Genomic DNA, 19,016 nt, shown 5'->3' on the forward strand with positions numbered 1-19,016 from the left:
GAATAGCTGGCTCATTCGAATGACTGATCCGACAAAGGGAATAACGAATAACCAATTTGTATAAATAAATAACCAAGTACTCGCCTCTCGGGGCAAAAAGACATTTATCTCAAAAAAGATTATGAACAGAAATTATGTGTCTTCTTTCTTTTGTTTTCCTAAAGAAAGGAATAGGAAAGTGAAGTGGTTGTTAATGGCTTCCATGTTAATGTCCATTGGACGACTGTCTGCTCAAGAAAAGGTGATCCATGGAAAGATCGTAAGTGATCAAGGAAAACCCATTATCGGGGCGTCGATCAAAGTAAAGAATAAAACCCTCAGTACTTCAACCAATGAGAAAGGCGAATTTGTACTCAAGCTCAATCCGGGTGAAATCCTAATTGTATCCAATGTGGGTTATAATCAGGCAGAATATGTAATCGGTAATTCTTCGGAAATTAGTATCCCGCTTGTTGCCGCAGAAATTGCGGTGGATGAAGTGGTTGTTGTGGGCTATGGCAAACAGAAAAAGGTGGATCTGACCTCTTCAATCGCTGTTGTGGACACCAAAGATCTGGTGAAAGTGCCTGGAGGTACAATTGCTACGCTTCAGAGCGCCGTGCCTGGAGTGCAGGTAACCAATGGCGCTATCCGTATCCGTGGCGTTGGATCCATTAACGGAACCGATCCGCTCTATGTCGTGGATGGGATGATCGGCGGAGCTATGCCGGATGAAAATAATATTGCCAGTATTCAGGTTTTGAAAGATGCCGCATCAAGTGCCATCTATGGTTCCCGAGGGGCCAATGGCGTTATTTTGGTCACCACAAAACGGGGTAAAGCCGGAGAGGTGAAGCTCGATTATAATGCCTTCGCCGGCATCAAAAATATTTCCCATAATATACCTCTGCTGAACGGACAGCAACTGGCCGAATTGATTAATGAGGAAATGTACAATAAGGATCCTTCACGCAAAGATTATCTGGCCGCGCTGTCTAAACCCTCCGACATCGGGCAGGGGTATAATATGATGGACGAATTGCTGCAGACGGGCAATTATCAACGGCATAATCTCTCGGTTTCCGGCGGATCTCAAAACGCCAATTTTCGGCTTAGCGGTATCTATGCGACAGACAAATCCATTATTATTCAAGATAAAAATAAGTATTATGGCGCCCAATTTATCTCTGATTTTACCAAAGGAAAACTCAAGATAGGCGAAACCCTTTCCTTAGGTTACACCCGCCGCAACTGGAGCGACAAAAATATCATCGATGCGCAAAAGTGGTCCTCGACATTACCGCTCTACGATGCCAACAGCAGCACTGGTTTTGCCGGAGCTGGCAATGGAACGGATGTGCAGAGTGCATTGGCAAATGCATACCTCAATAAAAACGTCAATGACAACTTTTCGGTAAACGGCAATGCCTGGGCTACTTATGAGATCATCAAAGGACTGGTATATAAATTTAACATGGGCATTGATCTTAGCCGCATACGCAATGAAGGCTATATTGGTAATTACTCCGTTGGTCAATATCAGAACCATAATCCGGATGAACTTAATATTTCCAGCAGTCAGAATAACCGCTGGTTGTTTGAAAACACGCTGACTTATGAAAACAGCTTTGGTAAGCATGCGATTTCGGCTTTGGCGGGAATCACTTCAGAAGAATCCCGGTATAATGCTGTCAATGCTGGGGCCCGCGGTTTGCCGAGTCCGGATGTTTTGATCCTTAATTCGGCATCCCTGGCGAGTTCCCGTCTTGTGGGGTCAGGTGTGGGACAGTCGGCCATGTATTCCATGCTGGGGCGTATCAACTATAATTATGACAATCGTTACCTGTTGACCTTTAACATGCGGCGGGATGGATCGGCCAACTTCAGTAATCAATACCGCTATGGAAATTTCCCTTCGGTATCTGCAGGCTGGCGCATCAGCCAGGAATCCTTTATGAGAGCGTTTCCTGCAATAAGCGAATTGAAGCTCCGGGCTAGTTACGGGCTTCTGGGTAATTCGGATATTGCACAATATCAGTATCAACGGACGGTTAGTTTCGACCATGTCTGGTATTACCTGAACAATGTGATGGTCACGGGGGCCCTGCCACAGACTCCCTCGAATCCGAATGTAAAATGGGAAAGTCAGTATTCAACTGATCTTGGTCTCGATCTGGAGCTTTTTGATCATAAATTGGCTTTGACAGTTGATTACTATAATAAAAAGACCGAGGACATGCTGATCAATGTACCCATTTCGTTTACCGCAGGCTATGGTAACAACTTTCCCGTGCTGAATGCCGGTAGCATACGGAATCGGGGCTGGGATATCCTGGCTTCCTACAAAGATCAGGTCGATAATTTTGGCTATCGTATCGGCGCCAATATTTCATTTGTGAAAAACCGCGTGCTGAGTCTGGGCAACAATAATGAAATTTTATGGGGAAGTATCTCTCCTGGGGGTGAAAACGTCACAAGAACAGCAGTTGGTCGTTCGGTAGGGGAATTTTGGGGTTACACCACCAACGGTTTATATACCAGTCAGGCACAATTGGATGCTGATAAAGCTTTTGCACCCCATGCAGCATTGGGCGATGTACGCTTCAATGACCGAAATGGCGACAAGGTCTTAAATGATCAGGATAAGGACTTCTTGGGAAGTCCGATACCTGATTTTAGCTATGGTTTCAATGCTGACGTTAACTACCAGAGTGCTATTGGTACCTTTGACCTATCGATGATGTGGCAAGGAAGTCAGGGAAACGATATCTACAACAATAGCCGCTACTGGGGCGAGGGGATGTATCATTACTACAATAATTTTGCGTCAACACTTGATCGCTACCGCGCAGAAGAACTTGTCTTCAAAAATCCCATATCCGGTGAAACGACCATCTATCCCAAAAATACAGATACCAATATTCCACGTGCTGTACTCGGCGACCCGAATCAAAATTTAAGGGCATCCAACAGGTTTGTGGAGGATGGTTCTTATCTGCGGCTCAAAGTCGTCAACATTGGTTACAGTTTTTCAAGTCCGAGACTTGAACGTTGGAAGATCGACCGACTGCGGTTTTACGTAGGCGCAAAAAACCTACTGACCTTTACCAAGTATTCAGGTTATGATCCTGAAGTGGGCTCGGGCGATACACGCTCCAATCTAAGCCGTGGTATCGATGGGCAAACGCCTTGGGGGTTGAGCTTTCCAAATTCAAGAGAGTATTTTATGGGTATTCAATTTACATTCTAATCCCTTATTGACATCATGAATAGAAAATATATAAAACTCGCAGCTGCTGCATTGCTGATACAGTTTTCAAGCTGCAAACCGAATCTGGATCTCTCCAACCCGCAGGAATTGTCGACAGACACCTATTATAAAACAGCAGATCAATTGGAAAATTCGATCATACCGGCCTACCAGGCACTGATCGGCCGTACGCAGGGTGGATATGCGCGCAGTTTGTATTTCGAGCTCTTGGCTCCTGGGGATGATTATAATCATACCTTCAAATGGGAACCCATGTATCAGGATACTTACAATACCCCTGCGAGCGATGGGATGGCAGCCCAGACCTGGAGAGATTTTTGGAACGGGGTGTTTGCGGCTAATTTAGCCATCGATCGGATTCAGAAGTTTGAAGGCGAAATAGACCAAAATAGAAAGGATAGACTCTTGGGGGAAGCGTATTTTTTGAGAGCGCTGAACTATTTGCACCTGAGCATGTTGTTTGGCGAAACCATTCCGCTGATCAATAAACCTGTCGAGACCAACGATGATTACTATCCCGGCAATGCACAGGCGGGAGCCGTATATGCCCTAATCGTGGATGACTTTAAGAGGGCGTCGGAATTATTGCCAACGCGGTCAGCACTCTATGCCGACAGTAAAATGATCGGTCGGGCAACCAAAGGTGCAGCACAGGCTTACCTGGCTAAAACCTACCTGTACAAACCGATCTTGGCAAAAGGACAGACAGCGGATTTTGCAAATGCCGAGATTCAATTGAAAAGCGTTATTGATAGCAAGGAATATCAGTTGATGTCCGCTTACAGCGATAATTTTTTGGAAAAGAAAGAGAATAATCAAGAATCGGTTTTCGAGGTGCAACTTTACAATGGCCCAGGTTGGCTAGGGGACGATATATCGAGTTCATGGCGATGGCAGGAAATCGGTATGTTTGACGGAACGGGTGGTGCCTGGTGGAATCTGGCGCCCAATAAAATGGCACATGATGAATTTGAGGAAGGAGATCCCCGAAAATATATGACGCTTTGGTGCGAGAATGGTGCAAAGTTTACGCAACTGGACGGTAAGGTCACCACCTATACGGACTGGATGAAAAACCTGGCGACCAATAAAGATTTCTTTGGTACCCGGAAATATTGTCCGGATGTTCAGATCGCTGACTTTGATAATGGCAACAATGATCGTATTTTTCGCTATAGCGATGTGCTGCTGCTTTATGCGGAATGTCTCAATGAACGTGGCGATATCGCCGGAGCGAAACAATACATCAACCTGGTGCGTAAGCGCGCCAATAATATCGTTCCCGATGAGCAGCCACACCTATGGTATCAAAAATCCAATGGAACAATTCCTGATGTAGATGGGTTGATCGCTCAGGGATTAGTAAAAAACGGCGTTCCTTTAAATACGATCAAAAATATTATCGTGCATGAGCGATTTGTTGAATTTTTGGGTGAATATCAACGTTATTTTGACCTGTTACGGTGGGGGATGGCCAATCCAAGCTGGCTGGAACCTTTAAAAAAAGGCGGCTGGTCTGCCAAAGCAATGTTCTATCCTTTTCCACAGTCGGAATTGGACAACAATAAAAATTTGAAAGGCAATGATATGAACAATTGATCTGGGAAAATAGATGTTTTTATTTATTCATAGTTAGTGTTAGGTGGAGGTGTCCTTTTTAGGGCACCTTTTTTTGGTTCAACTGATCAAAAAGAATCCTGTGTCGATATTGTACTAGTATTGATCGATTATGTAGTTTCTTTCCTGATCCAATACAGGTATTTTTGGTATTCAAGTAAATAACAAATTATAAACCGGATGCCTTTGTCGTGCAATTTGTGTCGAGGCATTCTGATCGAAGATCATTGTATAATGAACAGAAGAACAGCAATTAAGTTTCTCGGTGCAACTATTCCGACGCTTTTCCTTGGCAAATTTAGCGCTGCACACACCTATTTGGGAAGAGTACCTTTTCATCCCGACTGGCGCTCACTTGAAAATTATCAGGTACCTGATTGGTTTAGGGATGCCAAATTTGGTATATGGGCACATTGGGGCCCTCAGTGTCAGCCGGAAAGGGGCGACTGGTATGCACGCGGTATGTATCAGGAAGGATCCGATCAATACCAGTATCATCTCGAAAAATATGGACATCCTTCCATTTTTGGTTTCAAGGATGTGATCCATCAATGGAAAGCCGAAAATTGGAATCCGGAAGAGCTGATGGACCTCTATAAAAATGCCGGTGCCCAGTATTTCATGGCCCTAGCCAATCATCATGATAATCTGGATCTTTACCGCAGTAGCCACCATCAATGGAATAGCGTCAATGTTGGCCCCAAAAAAGATATTGTAGGCGGCTGGGAGCGTGCTGCCAAAAAGCGAGGACTCAAATTTGGTGTGAGCGTTCACGCAGCCCATGCCTGGACCTGGTATGAGACAGCGCAACGAAGTGATAAAGCTGGAAAGTTTGCCGGAATACCATACGATGGGAAGCTGACAAAGAAAGATGGCGTCGGAAAATGGTGGGCAGACTACGATCCACAGGAGCTCTACGCTCAGGATCATGAACCCAGTTTGGATAGCAAAGACGACAACACGGTTCATCGGCAGTGGCACTGGGATGTCACCTCCGGCGTGAGCGTACCGCATAAAGCGTACTGTGAAAATTTTAAAGCGCGCACCCTGGAACTGATGGATAACTACAAACCCGACATGGTTTACTTCGACGATACGGTACTGCCGCTTTATCCAATCAGCAATGTTGGACTGGAGATCGCGGCCGACTTTTATAATAAAAGTATGCAGGCAAACAAAGGCAAGGTCGATGTGGTCATTAACGGTAAAATCCTGAATGAACAGCAACGGAAATGCCTGGTATGGGATATCGAGCGAGGACAGAGCAATACCATTGAACCACAGCCCTGGCAGACCTGCACTTGCATAGGTTCCTGGCATTATGATCGCCGGATTTATGAGGATAATCAGTATAAATCGGCCAAAACCGTCATTCACATGTTGATTGATGTAGTTAGTAAAAATGGTAATTTACTATTGAGCGTACCCTTGCGCGGCGATGGTTCTATCGACGACAGGGCGAAGGAAGTGGTACAGGGCATAGGAAGCTGGATGGCCATACACAAAGAAGCCATCATTGGAACGCGTCCTTGGCGCATTTTTGGTGAGGGACCTGCACAAGAGGAAGCTCCAACATTGCATGTGCAGGGCTTCAATGAAGGAAAAGGTAAAGCTTTTACCGGCGATGATGTCCGTTTTACAACAAAGGGAAATACAGTGTATGCCTTTATTATGGGAACAACGACCGGAACGCAGATTACAATCAAGTCATTGGGCCGTTCGACAGGCTATACGCGAAAGGTCAGTCAGGTAGAGCTGCTCGGAACGGATGATCGAATTTCCTTTCGACAACTCGACAATGCCCTGCAAGTATCGCTACCCGACGACTTCGTTCAAAACAATATTGCGACAGTATTAAAAATTACCTGATAACATCATCTTTTTGAGCTGCTAATGAGGTGTTGCGCTTTGGATAAAATGTCCAGGATAGTATCTCGAGGGATAGCAATGCAAGCTGTATGACTAAAGCGTGCAATATTGAGTCCTATAAAATTGCCTTCGCTGTCGATGATCGGACTTCCGCATTCGTCGGCATGAATACGGGAATCGTGGAGAAATACACGTGGAAAATTATCCCTGCGCGTTGATTTTCCTTTGGGAATGTGATTGGCGGGATGTGGGTTTTGCTGCACTGCCCATTTGGACAGAATGACCTGGGTATGTAGCGCCGTCAACCCCCGTCGGTATCGAACCTGTAGCGTGTCGCCTGCGGAAAATTGTTGCATGGCAGCATTGATTTTGAGGGCACTTGCAACATCCTGGTCGTTTAATGCCATGATTTGATCTCCAATACGAAGTCCAGCCCGTCCTGCAGCACCCATGCTGTCCACTTTTGTTAAGGTTGGAAGACCTGCAATCTCCTGCATCTGCGCATCGAACGTGCCCGGAATCGGTATGCGTGGAAAGGTTTGCGGCGGCATGCCGAGGACACCGCTTTTACGCTTATTGGCGGCAAGCAGTGACCACAGCTTTATACCGAGTAACGAATCAGGAATGGCTAGTCCGGTGTTCGCCGATACAGTGATTGCCGGAAATTTATGATCACTCATAAGTGCGATCAGGTCGTTTTCTTCATCTCTGAGCAGGATCTTCAAAGCATAGGTGCTGTTGCGAAATTTGGCCATTGGCGCAGCGCCAATCTGGCTACTCTTGGATAAGATCACCTGCTTGTTGTTTGCCAGATTAAATGCGGTGCCTAATATATACGTGCTATCTCCCTGCAATGTACTGTGGATAGGGATAGACTGAACATTTGTTTTGGGATCTTGTGCCGGTTTTTTGCGTCCCAATACCATAAGTTTTTTCGCTAAGGGATCGCTACCGATTGAATCAGTAGCAGTAGGGTAGCTGTTGATTGCAACCGGATGGGTCAGCGAGCGCCAATAGCTGCGATAGCTGTTTATAGGTACCTCAAAATTGATGCCCTCCGCAGCATCGATACGGCTATGTAGACCAATTACGCGGCCTAAAGCGTCAAATAATGGGCCGCCGGAATCACCGGGCTCCATAATGCTGCTACTTTGAATAAAACCATAGTCGTCCATTTTTTTTAGAATGCGCCCAGTGCGGAGAAAGGGGATGTTGAAGGGCAGGGTTTCGGGATAGGATAGCCCAAAGCAGGGTTGCTTTTCGGCGATGGATGACGACCAGCCCATTTCCGCAAATGGCCAGGGGCCTTCGCCCTGCATCTTCATCATCGCAATATCGGGCAAGTTGCTCTGTTGATCGACGACCAGTCGTCCGAGCGCTTTGGCAATACCCTGCTTGCCATCAGGAAAAATCACCCGATAAAAATTGCCCGGCTTGGTGGAATGCGCCACCGTAAGGATTGTTCCATCCGAGCGCACGATGACTCCACTGAAAGGCGCACTGTTTTGTTGACTGCTTACACTGTCTATACCGAACATTTTTATGGAGGCCGCTAGCGCTCGGTCAATAATAGATCTCGGTATCTCGCGGTCAGCGGTCTGCTTGTGCTGCGCTAAGCAGAAATTGAAGCCTGTGATCAAGCACAAAATTGTCCAGATAATGAGGTGTCGTAGAAAGGTGCTTTCAGAAATTTTGTTGGAGCAAGGTGTCATAGGGCAAATAGGTTGATTTATTGGATTAGGTTTTGCTTTAAAAAAAGCGACAGCTCAAAGGTATGGCATTTAGCAACGAAAAAACAAGGGTAGGGAAACAGTTCTGAATAAATTACTGACCTGAGCTTGTTTTTTATGTGCTTGGCTGAAAAATTTATGGCTTGATGAGGTAAATGGTGAAAATTAATTTAGTTATCTTTAACCACGAAAAGATGAACTGCTAGCTAAACCGATCTACCAATGAACTATACGAGCGAAAAAGAGCTGCTTGAAGATTTCCTCAACGGGGAGGAGCAGGCTTGTGCGCATGTATATAACCGTTATTTTAGTCGCATTTGTTTATACGCATCGAGCTTTGTGGATGAAAGCAAAGAAGCTGAAGATATCGCCGAGGAGGGATTTCTCCGCTTATGGCAGAGCAGACGGCGTTTTGAAAGTTTATCACATCTGAGGGCGGCGCTTTATCAGGCTACGCGTCATGTAGGCATCAATCACCAGACGGCTCGGCAGCGAAGATTGAATCGAGTCGATAGTTATGTGGCACAACAGGAACAGAATCAAAAATCTTATCTACATGAAATTGTGTATACTGAAGCCATGGCCGAACTCTACGAAGCCATTCAGAAGCTGCCACCCAAAGCACGTGAAATTATACGGCTGAGCTACCTCGAAGGCAACAGCAATCAGGAAATTGCGGATCTATTGCAACTAAATATTCAAACAGTAAAAAATCAAAAGTTACGTGCCCTAGGCCTGCTACGCCAACATTTAAAACGCGATTCCTTTAATTATCTACTCTCATTGATCGTCCTTTTTGGAAAAATTTAATTTTTTTTAATTGTCTTTGGTACTTTTTTAAATCGGCGTGGTATCTATAGATGAAATAGCGTAAAATGGACCCTAAAGAAGAAGAAAAACTTATCCGTATCAGTTCGCTTGTCCTCCGTGAAATGCGGGGAACGCTCAGCGGCGAAGACCGTCTTTTTTTGGAACGCTGGCTGCAAGAATCCGTGATGAACAAACAGATTTATTGGCGTTGCCTGGATGAGGCGCAGCAGCGTGAGGCTTATGCCAGTCTACAGCATTTTGAAAAGCAACGTAATTTTGAGTCGATAAAAGCGAAGCTTTCCTTTCGTTCTTCAACTAAAAGGTCCAGGCTGCTGCAGCGTCTATGGCCTTATGTTGCTGCCGCTAGTGTGCTGTTAGCTCTTTCGGTTGTGTGGTATTGGAATCGGGATAACAGCCGGCCGGTTCAAACCCAATTTGAGGCTGTAAATGACCGCCTTCCGGCTTCTCATCGGGCGATTATAACACTCTCAGATGGTAGACAATATGCTTTGAATAGGGGCGAAAAGCAAGTCGTGATCGATGGCGGAGGTATACGTTATAACGATGGTCATGAAGTGGCGTCGATCGATGCAGCGGTATCTGCCCGGATAGAAACTCCGCGTGGTGGTACCTACGAGGTCACTTTGCCCGATGGCACTCAGGTGAAGCTAAATGCTGGGACTACACTTGCTTATCCGACAGTATTCGCGAAAGACAGACGCGAGGTCAGTCTCCAGGGCGAGGCCTATTTTGAAGTTGCAAAACGCGAAGATCAACCCTTTATTGTGCACACCAAAAATCAACAGGTGAAGGTGCTTGGAACGCATTTTAATATCAATGCCTATCCGACAGTAGCACAGACAAAAACAACCTTGCTGGAGGGAAAAGTACAGGTAAAAGAATTGATCAAAGGCCAAAAAGTAACCTTGCTCCCCGGCGATCAGTCGGTCAATGAAGGAACGGTGCTTACCAAGCATCCGGTCAACATAGCGCAGGAAATGGCTTGGATATATGGCAAATTCAACTTTGACGGAAAATCACTTCGGCAGGTCATGGATGAACTGTCTCAATGGTATGCGGTTGATGTGGTTTATAAAGGCGATGTACCCGATGTTTCCTTCTTCGGGGGAACATTCAGAACGAGCAAGTTATCAACGATCCTAAAAATATTAAAAGACCAGGATCTGTCCTATCATTTGACGGACGATGGGAAACTCATCATTGAAAAAAATAATCCTAAAGCACAGAAAGGAGGGCAGTAAAGAACGTAAAATTATACTTGACCAAACGATATGAATTAACAAATTGGGCAGTGGATCTTGTCATCTATGGAATCGATCCTGCAATCTAACCTAACTAAACTAACTAGAATTAATGAAATTAAGTTGTTTTTCACAAGCGACCAGACCCTTTTTATGGCTCATTTTGGCTGTCTTGCTACAGCTGGGTCATAAGGTAAATGGGCAAACCGTAACCTATGCCGGGCGCAATGTTCCACTGATGGATGTGCTGCAGGTGGTCAAAATTCAGACGAACTATGAAGTGCTCGGAGCCAAAAAGATATTGGAGTCGGCGAAGCCAATTTCAATTAAAGCGGACAAAATGCCGCTTAAATTATTTCTTGATAAAATTTTAAGTCCGCAGGAAATCGGCTACACGATTGAATCGAAGACGATTTTCCTGGAAAAAAAAATAAGTCCACGGAAATCCGAGCCCAAAAACCTCCCCCCGGTAGAAAAATCATCCCAAAAACAGATTCGCGGACAAGTCCTTGGGAGAGACCGTACGCCGCTTTCCGACGTGAACATTTCACAGTTGGGCAATACCATCGCAGTGGCCGATAAAGAGGGACGTTTTTCTTTTGTCGGTACAATGCAACCGCTTACATTAAGTCGGGTGGGCTATAAAAACTACACACTCGCCTTGGTCGAAAACAAAGATGAGTATAGTGTAGTGATGGAAGAAGAAGCGAATGCACTAGAGCAGGTCGTTGTTACCGGTTATCAGGTACTAAAAAAAGATTCCTATACCGGAACTGCTATTACCAAAAGTGGCGATGAACTACGGCAGGTCAATCCGCAGAATGTGCTGCAGGCCATGCAAGTGTTCGATCCATCATTTAAATTGCTCGACAACAATCTTGCTGGATCCAATCCCAATGCTTTGCCAAATATCAATGTGCGTGGATCTTCTTCATTGCCCACCGGAGGGAATGAAGTGCTGCGAAGGGATAATATCACGACCACAATCAATATGCCGGCCTTTATATTAAATGGTTTTGAAGTAAGTGTACAGAAGGTGCTCGACCTGGATATGACCCGTATTGAAAGCGTCACGATCTTGAAAGATGCTGCTGCAACCGCCATATATGGTTCGAGAGCGGCCAACGGTGTGATGGTCATTACGACCAAAATGCCCAAGGACGGTAAATTGCAGTTGACTTATACGCATGAGAGCAATGTGAATATGCCCGACCTGACCGGATATGATGTTTTGCATGCTGCTGATAAATTGGCCTATGAGAAGCTGGCCGGGCTGTATGATGCCACGATTCAGCGGCAGCCACAGGATGCCTTGGATGAACTGTATTATCAAAAGCTGGCCAATGTCCTTGGCGGTGTGGATACCTATTGGCTGTCACAGCCTGTACGGACTGCGGTTGGGCAAAAGCATGGCCTTTATCTGGAAGGTGGTTCGGAGACGTTTCGTTATGGCGTGGACATGCGTTATCAGACCAGGCCCGGTGTGATGAAAGGATCGGGAAGAAATCAATATTCGGGCGGATTAAACTTTAGCTATAACCTCAAAGGTAAATTTAGATTTCAGAACGAGCTTGCCGTAACAGTGGTCGATGGACGTGAATCTCCCTATGGAAATTTTGCAGATTATGTCAGAATGAATCCTTATTACCGCATGACAGATGATCAAGGAAATATAATACAGGAGGCGGATGTATGGACCAGGGTGGCAAATTCGGGAAGTGCACAACGGGAATATGTCTTGAATCCACTTTACAATGCGACGTTGAATAGTTTCAATAAACTGGGATATACCGAATTGCTGAACAATTTCTCCGGTGATTTTGACCTCAGCAATGGACTGCGCCTGCGGGGACAGGTGAGTTTGTTGAAACGCTTGAATACCGATGATAATTTCCGCTCGCCCTTAGCCAATGATTTTTATTTCTATCCTACAGCACAAACAGATGAAAAGGGTAGTTATACCAGCTATACAAATAATGAATTGTATTGGGATGCAAACATACGGCTCAATTGGATGCGTACGATTGATCTACATAGCTTCAATGTGGTTGGGGGAACCAATATCCGGACGGAAAGCTATGATGAGCGTTCTTTCAAAGCGATAGGCTTTCCAAATGACCGATTTACCAGTGTGGGATTTGCCAAAGGATATGCTGAGAATGCGAGTCCTTCGAGTAGCTTGGGTGCCTCCAGGCTATTTGGTGCCTTTCTCAGTGCTAATTATTCGTATGATAACCGTTATCTGATGGATGCTACCGTCCGTATTGATGGCTCCTCCAAATTTGGGTCCAACAAGCGTACTGCTCCATTTTGGTCGACGGGGATCGGCTGGAATATGCATAAGGAAAAATGGTTTGCCAACAATGTGGTCAGCCAGTTGCGGCTCCGTGCTACGATAGGACTGACGGGGTCTGTACAGTTCGATCCTTACATGTCGCGGACAACCTATAGTTATGATAAGAGCAATTGGTATTCCTCAGGGTTGGGAAGTACGGTCCGTAATTATGGTAATGAAAATCTGACCTGGCAGAAGACCCAGAGTACCGATGTCGGTCTTGATCTTGGACTTTGGCACGATCGTCTGACACTTTCGCCACGCTACTACCATAAGATTACCCGAGATATTTTGGCCGATATCAACTTGGCACCTTCTACGGGATTCAGCTCTTATAAAGAGAATCTGGGCGATCTTGAAAACAAAGGATTTGAACTCAACGCCAATTGGATTGCCCTTAAAAAAGAAAAATGGACGCTGAGTCTATTGGCAAATTTGGTACGGAACAGAAATAAAATCGTACGTATTTCAAATGCACTGAAGAGCTACAACGAACGCGTCGATGAAGCACAGCAGGGGAGTGATTTAATGGCCGTACCCTTGCTTCGCTATAAAGAAGGTCAGTCGTTGGACGCCATATATGCCGTCCCTTCCTTGGGGATAGATCCGGAAAACGGCAAGGAAGTGTATATCAAAAAAGATGGCACATTGTCGTATGACTGGGATGCACGGGATATTGATGTCGTCGGAGTGGCCACACCAAAAATGGAAGGATTTTTCGGCGGGACACTACGCTATAAGCAATTTATGATGGTCGCTTATTTCCAGACGCGTATAGGAGGTAAAACCTATAATCAAACCTTGGTAGACCGTGTCGAAAATGCCGACCCGCGCTATAATGTGGACAGTAGAGTCCTGGAGGAAAAATGGAAAAATCCTGGCGATGTGACCTTTTACAAAAGCATACAGGATCTGGGGCAAACGCGGGTATCCTCGCGTTTTATCATGCCTGACAATTTATTTGCCCTGCAGTCACTGAATCTTTCTTACGATGCTGGAAAAGCGCTGTCGAAAAAATTGGCGCTATCGAGCCTGCGTGTTGGACTTGTTGCAAATGATATTTTTCGTTGGTCTTCGGTGAAAGTAGAACGCGGAATTACGTACCCATTTGCCCGCAGTGTGACTTTTACCCTACAGGCAGGATTATAAAAGATGGTAAGTCCCATCCTACGGATGGAAAAAATATGTACAGATGAAGAAGTTAACTATAGTTTTAATACTGTTCACAGCCCTGAGTACGCTTTCTTGCTCCAAGTGGCTGGATATACAACCTGAAAGCGAAATCGACAAGTCGGTCCTCTTTTCTACCGAGGACGGTTTCAAGGAAGCCCTGATCGGCGTATATACGCGATGTGCTAAAGATGATCTTTATGGCAAGGAGCTGACCATCGGAACGCCAGAAGTGCTTGCGCAGAACTATGCGCTGTCAAGTAATGATCCCTTGCGTTATCAACAGACCAAATTGTTTAAATACAATGATGGTAACTTTATTGGTCGAAAGGACAATATCTGGAAGGGTTTATACAATGGTATTGTCAATGCCAATCTGATACTTGGTGAAATTGACCGTAAAAAGCAGTTATTTACGGGAAGCAACTATCAATTGATCAAAGGGGAGTCGCTGGCTTTGAGAGCCTACCTACATTTTGATGCTTTACGCCTATTTGGTCCGGCTCCGATTGTGAATGACAAAATTGAAGCCATTCCCTATGTAACGACCTATTCCAATAAATCCACTAAACTGTCCACGGTGTCACAACTTCTGGATTCGGTGATCCGAGATCTGGAAGACGCTAAAGAATTGCTCAAGGTTGATCCCATCCGTCTGAAATCCTACGTGATTGGTTATCCTACCGTCGGAGACACCTTGAAAAACTCAGAACTGCAGGATAAGAGTCTCTTTTTACAAAACAGAAGGCACCGGCTCAACTATTATGCCGTGTGTGGGCTGCTAGCGCGTACCTATCTCTATAGTGGAGATAAAGTAAAGGCATTGCTGAACGCACGTGAAGTGATCGATGTCAAAAAATTTCCATGGACCAATGCCACGGATTTCCTTGCCGTCGATGCGGATAAAAAAGATCGGATTTTCTATAAAGAGCTATTGTTTGCCTGGTACATTCCAGGCATGAACAGCACCTATAACAACGACTGGTTCCAGGATAACAACAGCGCGATTTATCTAGATCAGGATGAAGCAAAAACCATTTATGAGGTTGCAGGAGCCGGTGGCGGTGATATGCGCTATACGCAATGGTTTGGAACGGTAAGTGTTGGGAATTCCTTTATATCATCTATTCACAAATATCGAAGGAATACACTGGGCGACAGTTTTGCAGCCAATCTGCATTATTTGGTCGCGCCAGCGATCCGCTTGTCAGAAATCTATTATATCGCTGCTGAATGTAGCTACGAGACATCTCCCGCTCAGGCTGCAGCATGGCTCGATGAGGTACGTGAACATCGCGGCATTGGTCAGAAAGTAGATATATCAACCGATTCCAAACTTCGAAACGAACTTCTTAAGGAATACCGTAAGGAAATGTTTGCCGAAGGGCAATTGTTTTTTGCCTATAAGCGGCTCAATGTACCAATTGTCGGACAGCAAGGCACCACAATTCCAGCCAGTCAACAAATTTATGTTTGGCCGCTGCCTGATGATGAAATAATTTATGGACAACGGTAAATAGTAACCACAATGAAAAAAAATATTTTATTACTTCTGCTACTGCCGCTGCTGCTACTGTGGTCTTGTAAAAAGGCGGTTTTAACGACTTACGATAGGTCGGCTAATGTTTATTTCGATCTGAGCGACACGGATCGGGATAGCATTGTATACACCTTTGCCTATGATATGACCAAGGCACAGGATACCATTTTTGTTCCTGTCAAAGTGATGGGATACCGTGATCAGCAAGCGCGACAATACGAGGTTTTCGTGGAAAAGGATTCATCAACGGCCCGTGCTGATCTGCATTATGAACAGTTGAAGCCGGCCTATACCATAGAAAGTGATGCTGGCCGGGCACGGTTGCCCATTATCGTACACAATATCAGCGAACTTGAAAATCAATCTGTATCACTGCTCATAAAACTAAAGGCAAGCGATGACTTTGCTGTTGAAAATCCAGCCTTGATACGCGCGCGCATCATAATTTCTGCCCGATTGGAGCAACCGGCCTGGTGGACCATGTGGCTTGATAATTATTCGCGGGTAAAACATCAGCTCTTCTTGATTGTGACTGAACAGCGCTCGCTTTCTACAGTCGGACTTGATGCACCCAAGAATCTCTACTTTGTCAATCTCCTGCTGATGATGCTCAATGATCCCTTTAAATGGGTGAAAGATCACCCGGAAAAGAATTATGTGCTGAGCAGTAAAGACGACGGACAGACCTATCAGTTCTATCACGTGGACAATCCAAACCGAAGCATCTTATTGAGAAAGAATAGCGCTTCGGGTAAGTATTATTTTATAGATGAATCAGGAAAGGAAGTCAGATAAGATGAAAAGAAATGTAAAGAGATCAAGAGCAATACTATTTTTTGCCATTGCGGCTTTAAATTTAGTGGTTTTGGGTAGCTGTTATAAGGACAAGGGGAATTATGCCATCGATATGCCTGAGGGCCCGCAGATTACCGGATTGGATACTTTGTATGAAGCTTCGGTTGGCGATAGTCTTATTATAGCACCTAAAATTACGGGCATCGATGCGGCTTCACTGAAATGTAACTGGCGCATCGATGTGCCGGAGGCAATTGTCCCCGAAGCCAACCACTATGAAGGGCCCACCCTACGCATCGTTTTTGGGCTTCAGGCCAAAAAATACACGGCGCGTCTTACGGTGACCAATACGGCAAATGGAATGAAATATTTCTATAATTTCAAAATCCAGGGAGCGACGGCTTTTTCGCGAGGATCACTTGTGTTATCCATCCAGAATGGGGTCAGTAAGCTGTCCTTTATAAAACCTGACAACAGCGTACAAGCCAATATTTATGAGGCGATCAATCGCGAACCATTACCACCTGATCCGATGCATATCCATTACCTCAAAAATCAGTTCACGGGAAATACCCCATTAGGATACTGGATTATTTCCAAACAGGCAGGTGTGCGCCTCGATGTCAATAACTTGGTTAAAGAAGCGGTGAAGCCCGGTACGCTGCACAATAACTTTTTTCTAGCTCCCGCAACGATTGCTGTCGGAAATTTGCTCGCCCATCCGCAAGGAGTAATGATGGGCGTCATTAACGGCAAATTTTATGGAGGAACAACGAATACCTGGGATCAATCGAATACCTATGGTATGTTTGGAACTTACGCGGATGGGGACTACGAATTGGCACCGGAGATTATATTGACAACCGTCGACAACAACTATAGTGTAATTGCTTTCGAAAAAAATAAAAAGCAATTTATCCGAATCAATATGTATGGCAGTCCGATGTATTTTGGTACCCAGTATAGTCCCGTAAATACTGAAATTTTTGATCCGACAAAGGTGGGTATGGATCTGATTAAAATGGTACAGATCAATAACACAGATACCTACGCTTATGTGAAGGATGGTAGCGGCCAACTGTATGAACTGAAGTTCAATGCAAATTTTAACGGACCGTTTATGATTACGGCAATACATAAGAGACTCTTTATAAAACAAGAATGGATAAATACCGAAACAAAGATGGTGGCCACCCGCAATGGGTACATCTATGTGGCCTACAAAAATCAGGTGTTTCGCTATAATCCGCTCAATCAGCAGGTGGAACTGTTGAAGGCAGCCATCAAATCGGATGTCAGCCTGCTCAAACTGGATGATGATGAGAATACATTGATTGCAGGGGCAGAAGGCGCGCTGTATTATATAGATATCCGGGTAGGGAAAAACGGCGAGCTGCTTAAAACAATTGACGGTCTTCCCGGAAATCCCGTGGATATGACCTGGCGTAAGTAAAAAAAGAACAATATACAATCTAATTATATAAACATGAAAAATTTAAAAATAGCTGCCTTAGCGCTGGCATTTTTTCCCTTGACATTATTTGCGCAACAAGCCGGTTTTCAGATCAAAGGAACTGTACCACAAGCTTTCAATGGCAAAAAAGTGTATCTCGATTACACAAAAGATGGATTTCCAGCCTCGGATTCATCGGCTATTGTGGATGGCAAGTTTAGTTTCAAAGGAACGGTGGAGGAGCCAGCTTACTCCCGAATGGTGTTTGATCAGGACGGTAAGGGTAAATTGATCGCACAAAATATTGGCGATCGATTATATTTTTATTTGGGTAATGAAACTTACAACATGACCATCAAAGATTCACTGCGTACCGCTGCCATAAAGGGGTCGCCCTTGCATAACGCCTATGTCGCTTATTTAAATGAGATTGGCGGTGGTTTTATGGATATTATTGATGCGGGTAACAAGGCCTTTTCGGCAGTAAAGCAGGATGCTCCTGATGCCAATGAGCAGTATAAGGCTATCCATGAGAAGTTTGAGGCGCGATTTGAAGCGCGACGGGTTAAAGAGCTCGCATTTGCTGCCAAAAATCCCAATTCAATCTTTGCGGTGGACGCGCTTATTGATGCGGCCAATAAACGCAAGCTCAGTGAGATCGAACCTTTGTTTTTGAAGCTGTCCAAAGAGGTCCGTCAAATGACAAATGCGCGACAGTTGGAAGCACGTTTCCTAGCGGAGAGAAGTGTGAAAATCGGTAATAAGGCACCTGATTTTTCCCAGCCGGATAAGGAAGGGAAATTGGTCAACGTATCCGATTTTAAAGGTCAGTATGTGCTGATCGACTTTTGGGCAAGCTGGTGTAGTCCCTGCCGTGCTGAAAACCCCAACTTATTGAAGGCATACAACAAATATAAAAATAAGGGCCTGGAAGTGCTCGCGGTTTCGCTGGATGATACAAAAGGAAAAAATGCCTGGTTAAAGGCCATTAAGGATGATGGATTGCCTTGGATACATGTCGCCGATCTAAAGGGCTGGAGTAATGAGGCAGCAGTGCTGTACGGCGTGCGTGCCGTACCGCAAAATTATCTGGTGGATCCTCAAGGAAACATTGTTGCTATCAATATCAAAGGTGAATTGTTACACCAGGAATTAGCCAAAATTTTTGGAAATTAAAGGACAACA

The 19,016-nt window shown here is 45.0% G+C and carries 11 protein-coding genes; 10 read left to right on the forward strand and 1 reads right to left on the reverse strand.

The features are described from left to right. Window positions 1-121 precede the first annotated feature (121 nt). The 3 genes from BGP15_RS25660 to BGP15_RS25670 all read left to right on the forward strand — a co-directional run bounded on the left by BGP15_RS25660 (window position 122) and on the right by BGP15_RS25670 (window position 6,736). Complete coding sequence (locus BGP15_RS25660; protein WP_286771098.1) at window positions 122-3,229, forward strand: SusC/RagA family TonB-linked outer membrane protein; 3,108 nt, start codon at window positions 122-124, stop codon at window positions 3,227-3,229. Window positions 3,230-3,244: 15 nt separating this feature from the next. Continuing rightward, a complete protein-coding gene (locus BGP15_RS25665) occupies window positions 3,245-4,849 on the forward strand; it encodes a RagB/SusD family nutrient uptake outer membrane protein (protein ID WP_286771099.1) in 1,605 nt (534 codons plus the stop codon). A 252-nt stretch (window positions 4,850-5,101) separates the two neighbouring features. After that, on the forward strand, window positions 5,102-6,736 hold the full coding sequence (locus tag BGP15_RS25670) for an alpha-L-fucosidase (protein WP_286771100.1): 1,635 nt from the start codon (window positions 5,102-5,104) through the stop codon (window positions 6,734-6,736). A 5-nt stretch (window positions 6,737-6,741) separates the two neighbouring features. Here the strand turns inward: BGP15_RS25670 and BGP15_RS25675 are convergent, their stop codons facing one another. Further along, entirely contained in the window at window positions 6,742-8,382 is a 1,641-nt protein-coding gene (locus BGP15_RS25675; RefSeq protein WP_286771101.1) for a trypsin-like peptidase domain-containing protein, read from the reverse strand. Between the two features lie 306 nt (window positions 8,383-8,688). Here BGP15_RS25675 and BGP15_RS25680 point away from each other — a divergent pair, with 306 nt between their 5' ends. The 7 genes from BGP15_RS25680 (at window position 8,689) to BGP15_RS25710 (ending at window position 19,007) form a co-directional block, all read left to right on the forward strand. Continuing rightward, window positions 8,689-9,276: an RNA polymerase sigma factor gene (locus tag BGP15_RS25680; RefSeq protein WP_286771102.1), complete on the forward strand. Its 588-nt coding sequence runs from the start codon at window positions 8,689-8,691 to the stop codon at window positions 9,274-9,276. Window positions 9,277-9,341: 65 nt separating this feature from the next. Next, a complete protein-coding gene (locus BGP15_RS25685) occupies window positions 9,342-10,538 on the forward strand; it encodes a FecR family protein (protein ID WP_286771103.1) in 1,197 nt (398 codons plus the stop codon). A gap of 112 nt (window positions 10,539-10,650) precedes the next feature. Further along, window positions 10,651-14,022: a SusC/RagA family TonB-linked outer membrane protein gene (locus BGP15_RS25690; RefSeq protein ID WP_286771104.1), complete on the forward strand. Its 3,372-nt coding sequence runs from the start codon at window positions 10,651-10,653 to the stop codon at window positions 14,020-14,022. Window positions 14,023-14,065: 43 nt separating this feature from the next. Then, window positions 14,066-15,559: a RagB/SusD family nutrient uptake outer membrane protein gene (locus BGP15_RS25695; protein ID WP_286771105.1), complete on the forward strand. Its 1,494-nt coding sequence runs from the start codon at window positions 14,066-14,068 to the stop codon at window positions 15,557-15,559. A gap of 12 nt (window positions 15,560-15,571) precedes the next feature. Then, window positions 15,572-16,378, forward strand: a complete 807-nt coding sequence (locus BGP15_RS25700; RefSeq protein WP_286771106.1) for a DUF4843 domain-containing protein — start codon at window positions 15,572-15,574, stop codon at window positions 16,376-16,378. Between the two features lies 1 nt (window position 16,379). Then, entirely contained in the window at window positions 16,380-17,831 is a 1,452-nt protein-coding gene (locus BGP15_RS25705; protein WP_286771107.1) for a PKD-like family lipoprotein, read from the forward strand. Between the two features lie 33 nt (window positions 17,832-17,864). Further along, on the forward strand, window positions 17,865-19,007 hold the full coding sequence (locus BGP15_RS25710) for a TlpA disulfide reductase family protein (protein WP_286771108.1): 1,143 nt from the start codon (window positions 17,865-17,867) through the stop codon (window positions 19,005-19,007). The last annotated feature ends 9 nt before the right edge of the window (window positions 19,008-19,016 follow it).

Source organism: Sphingobacterium sp. 40-24 (assembly GCF_001899705.1).
GTDB lineage: Bacteria > Bacteroidota > Bacteroidia > Sphingobacteriales > Sphingobacteriaceae > Sphingobacterium > Sphingobacterium multivorum.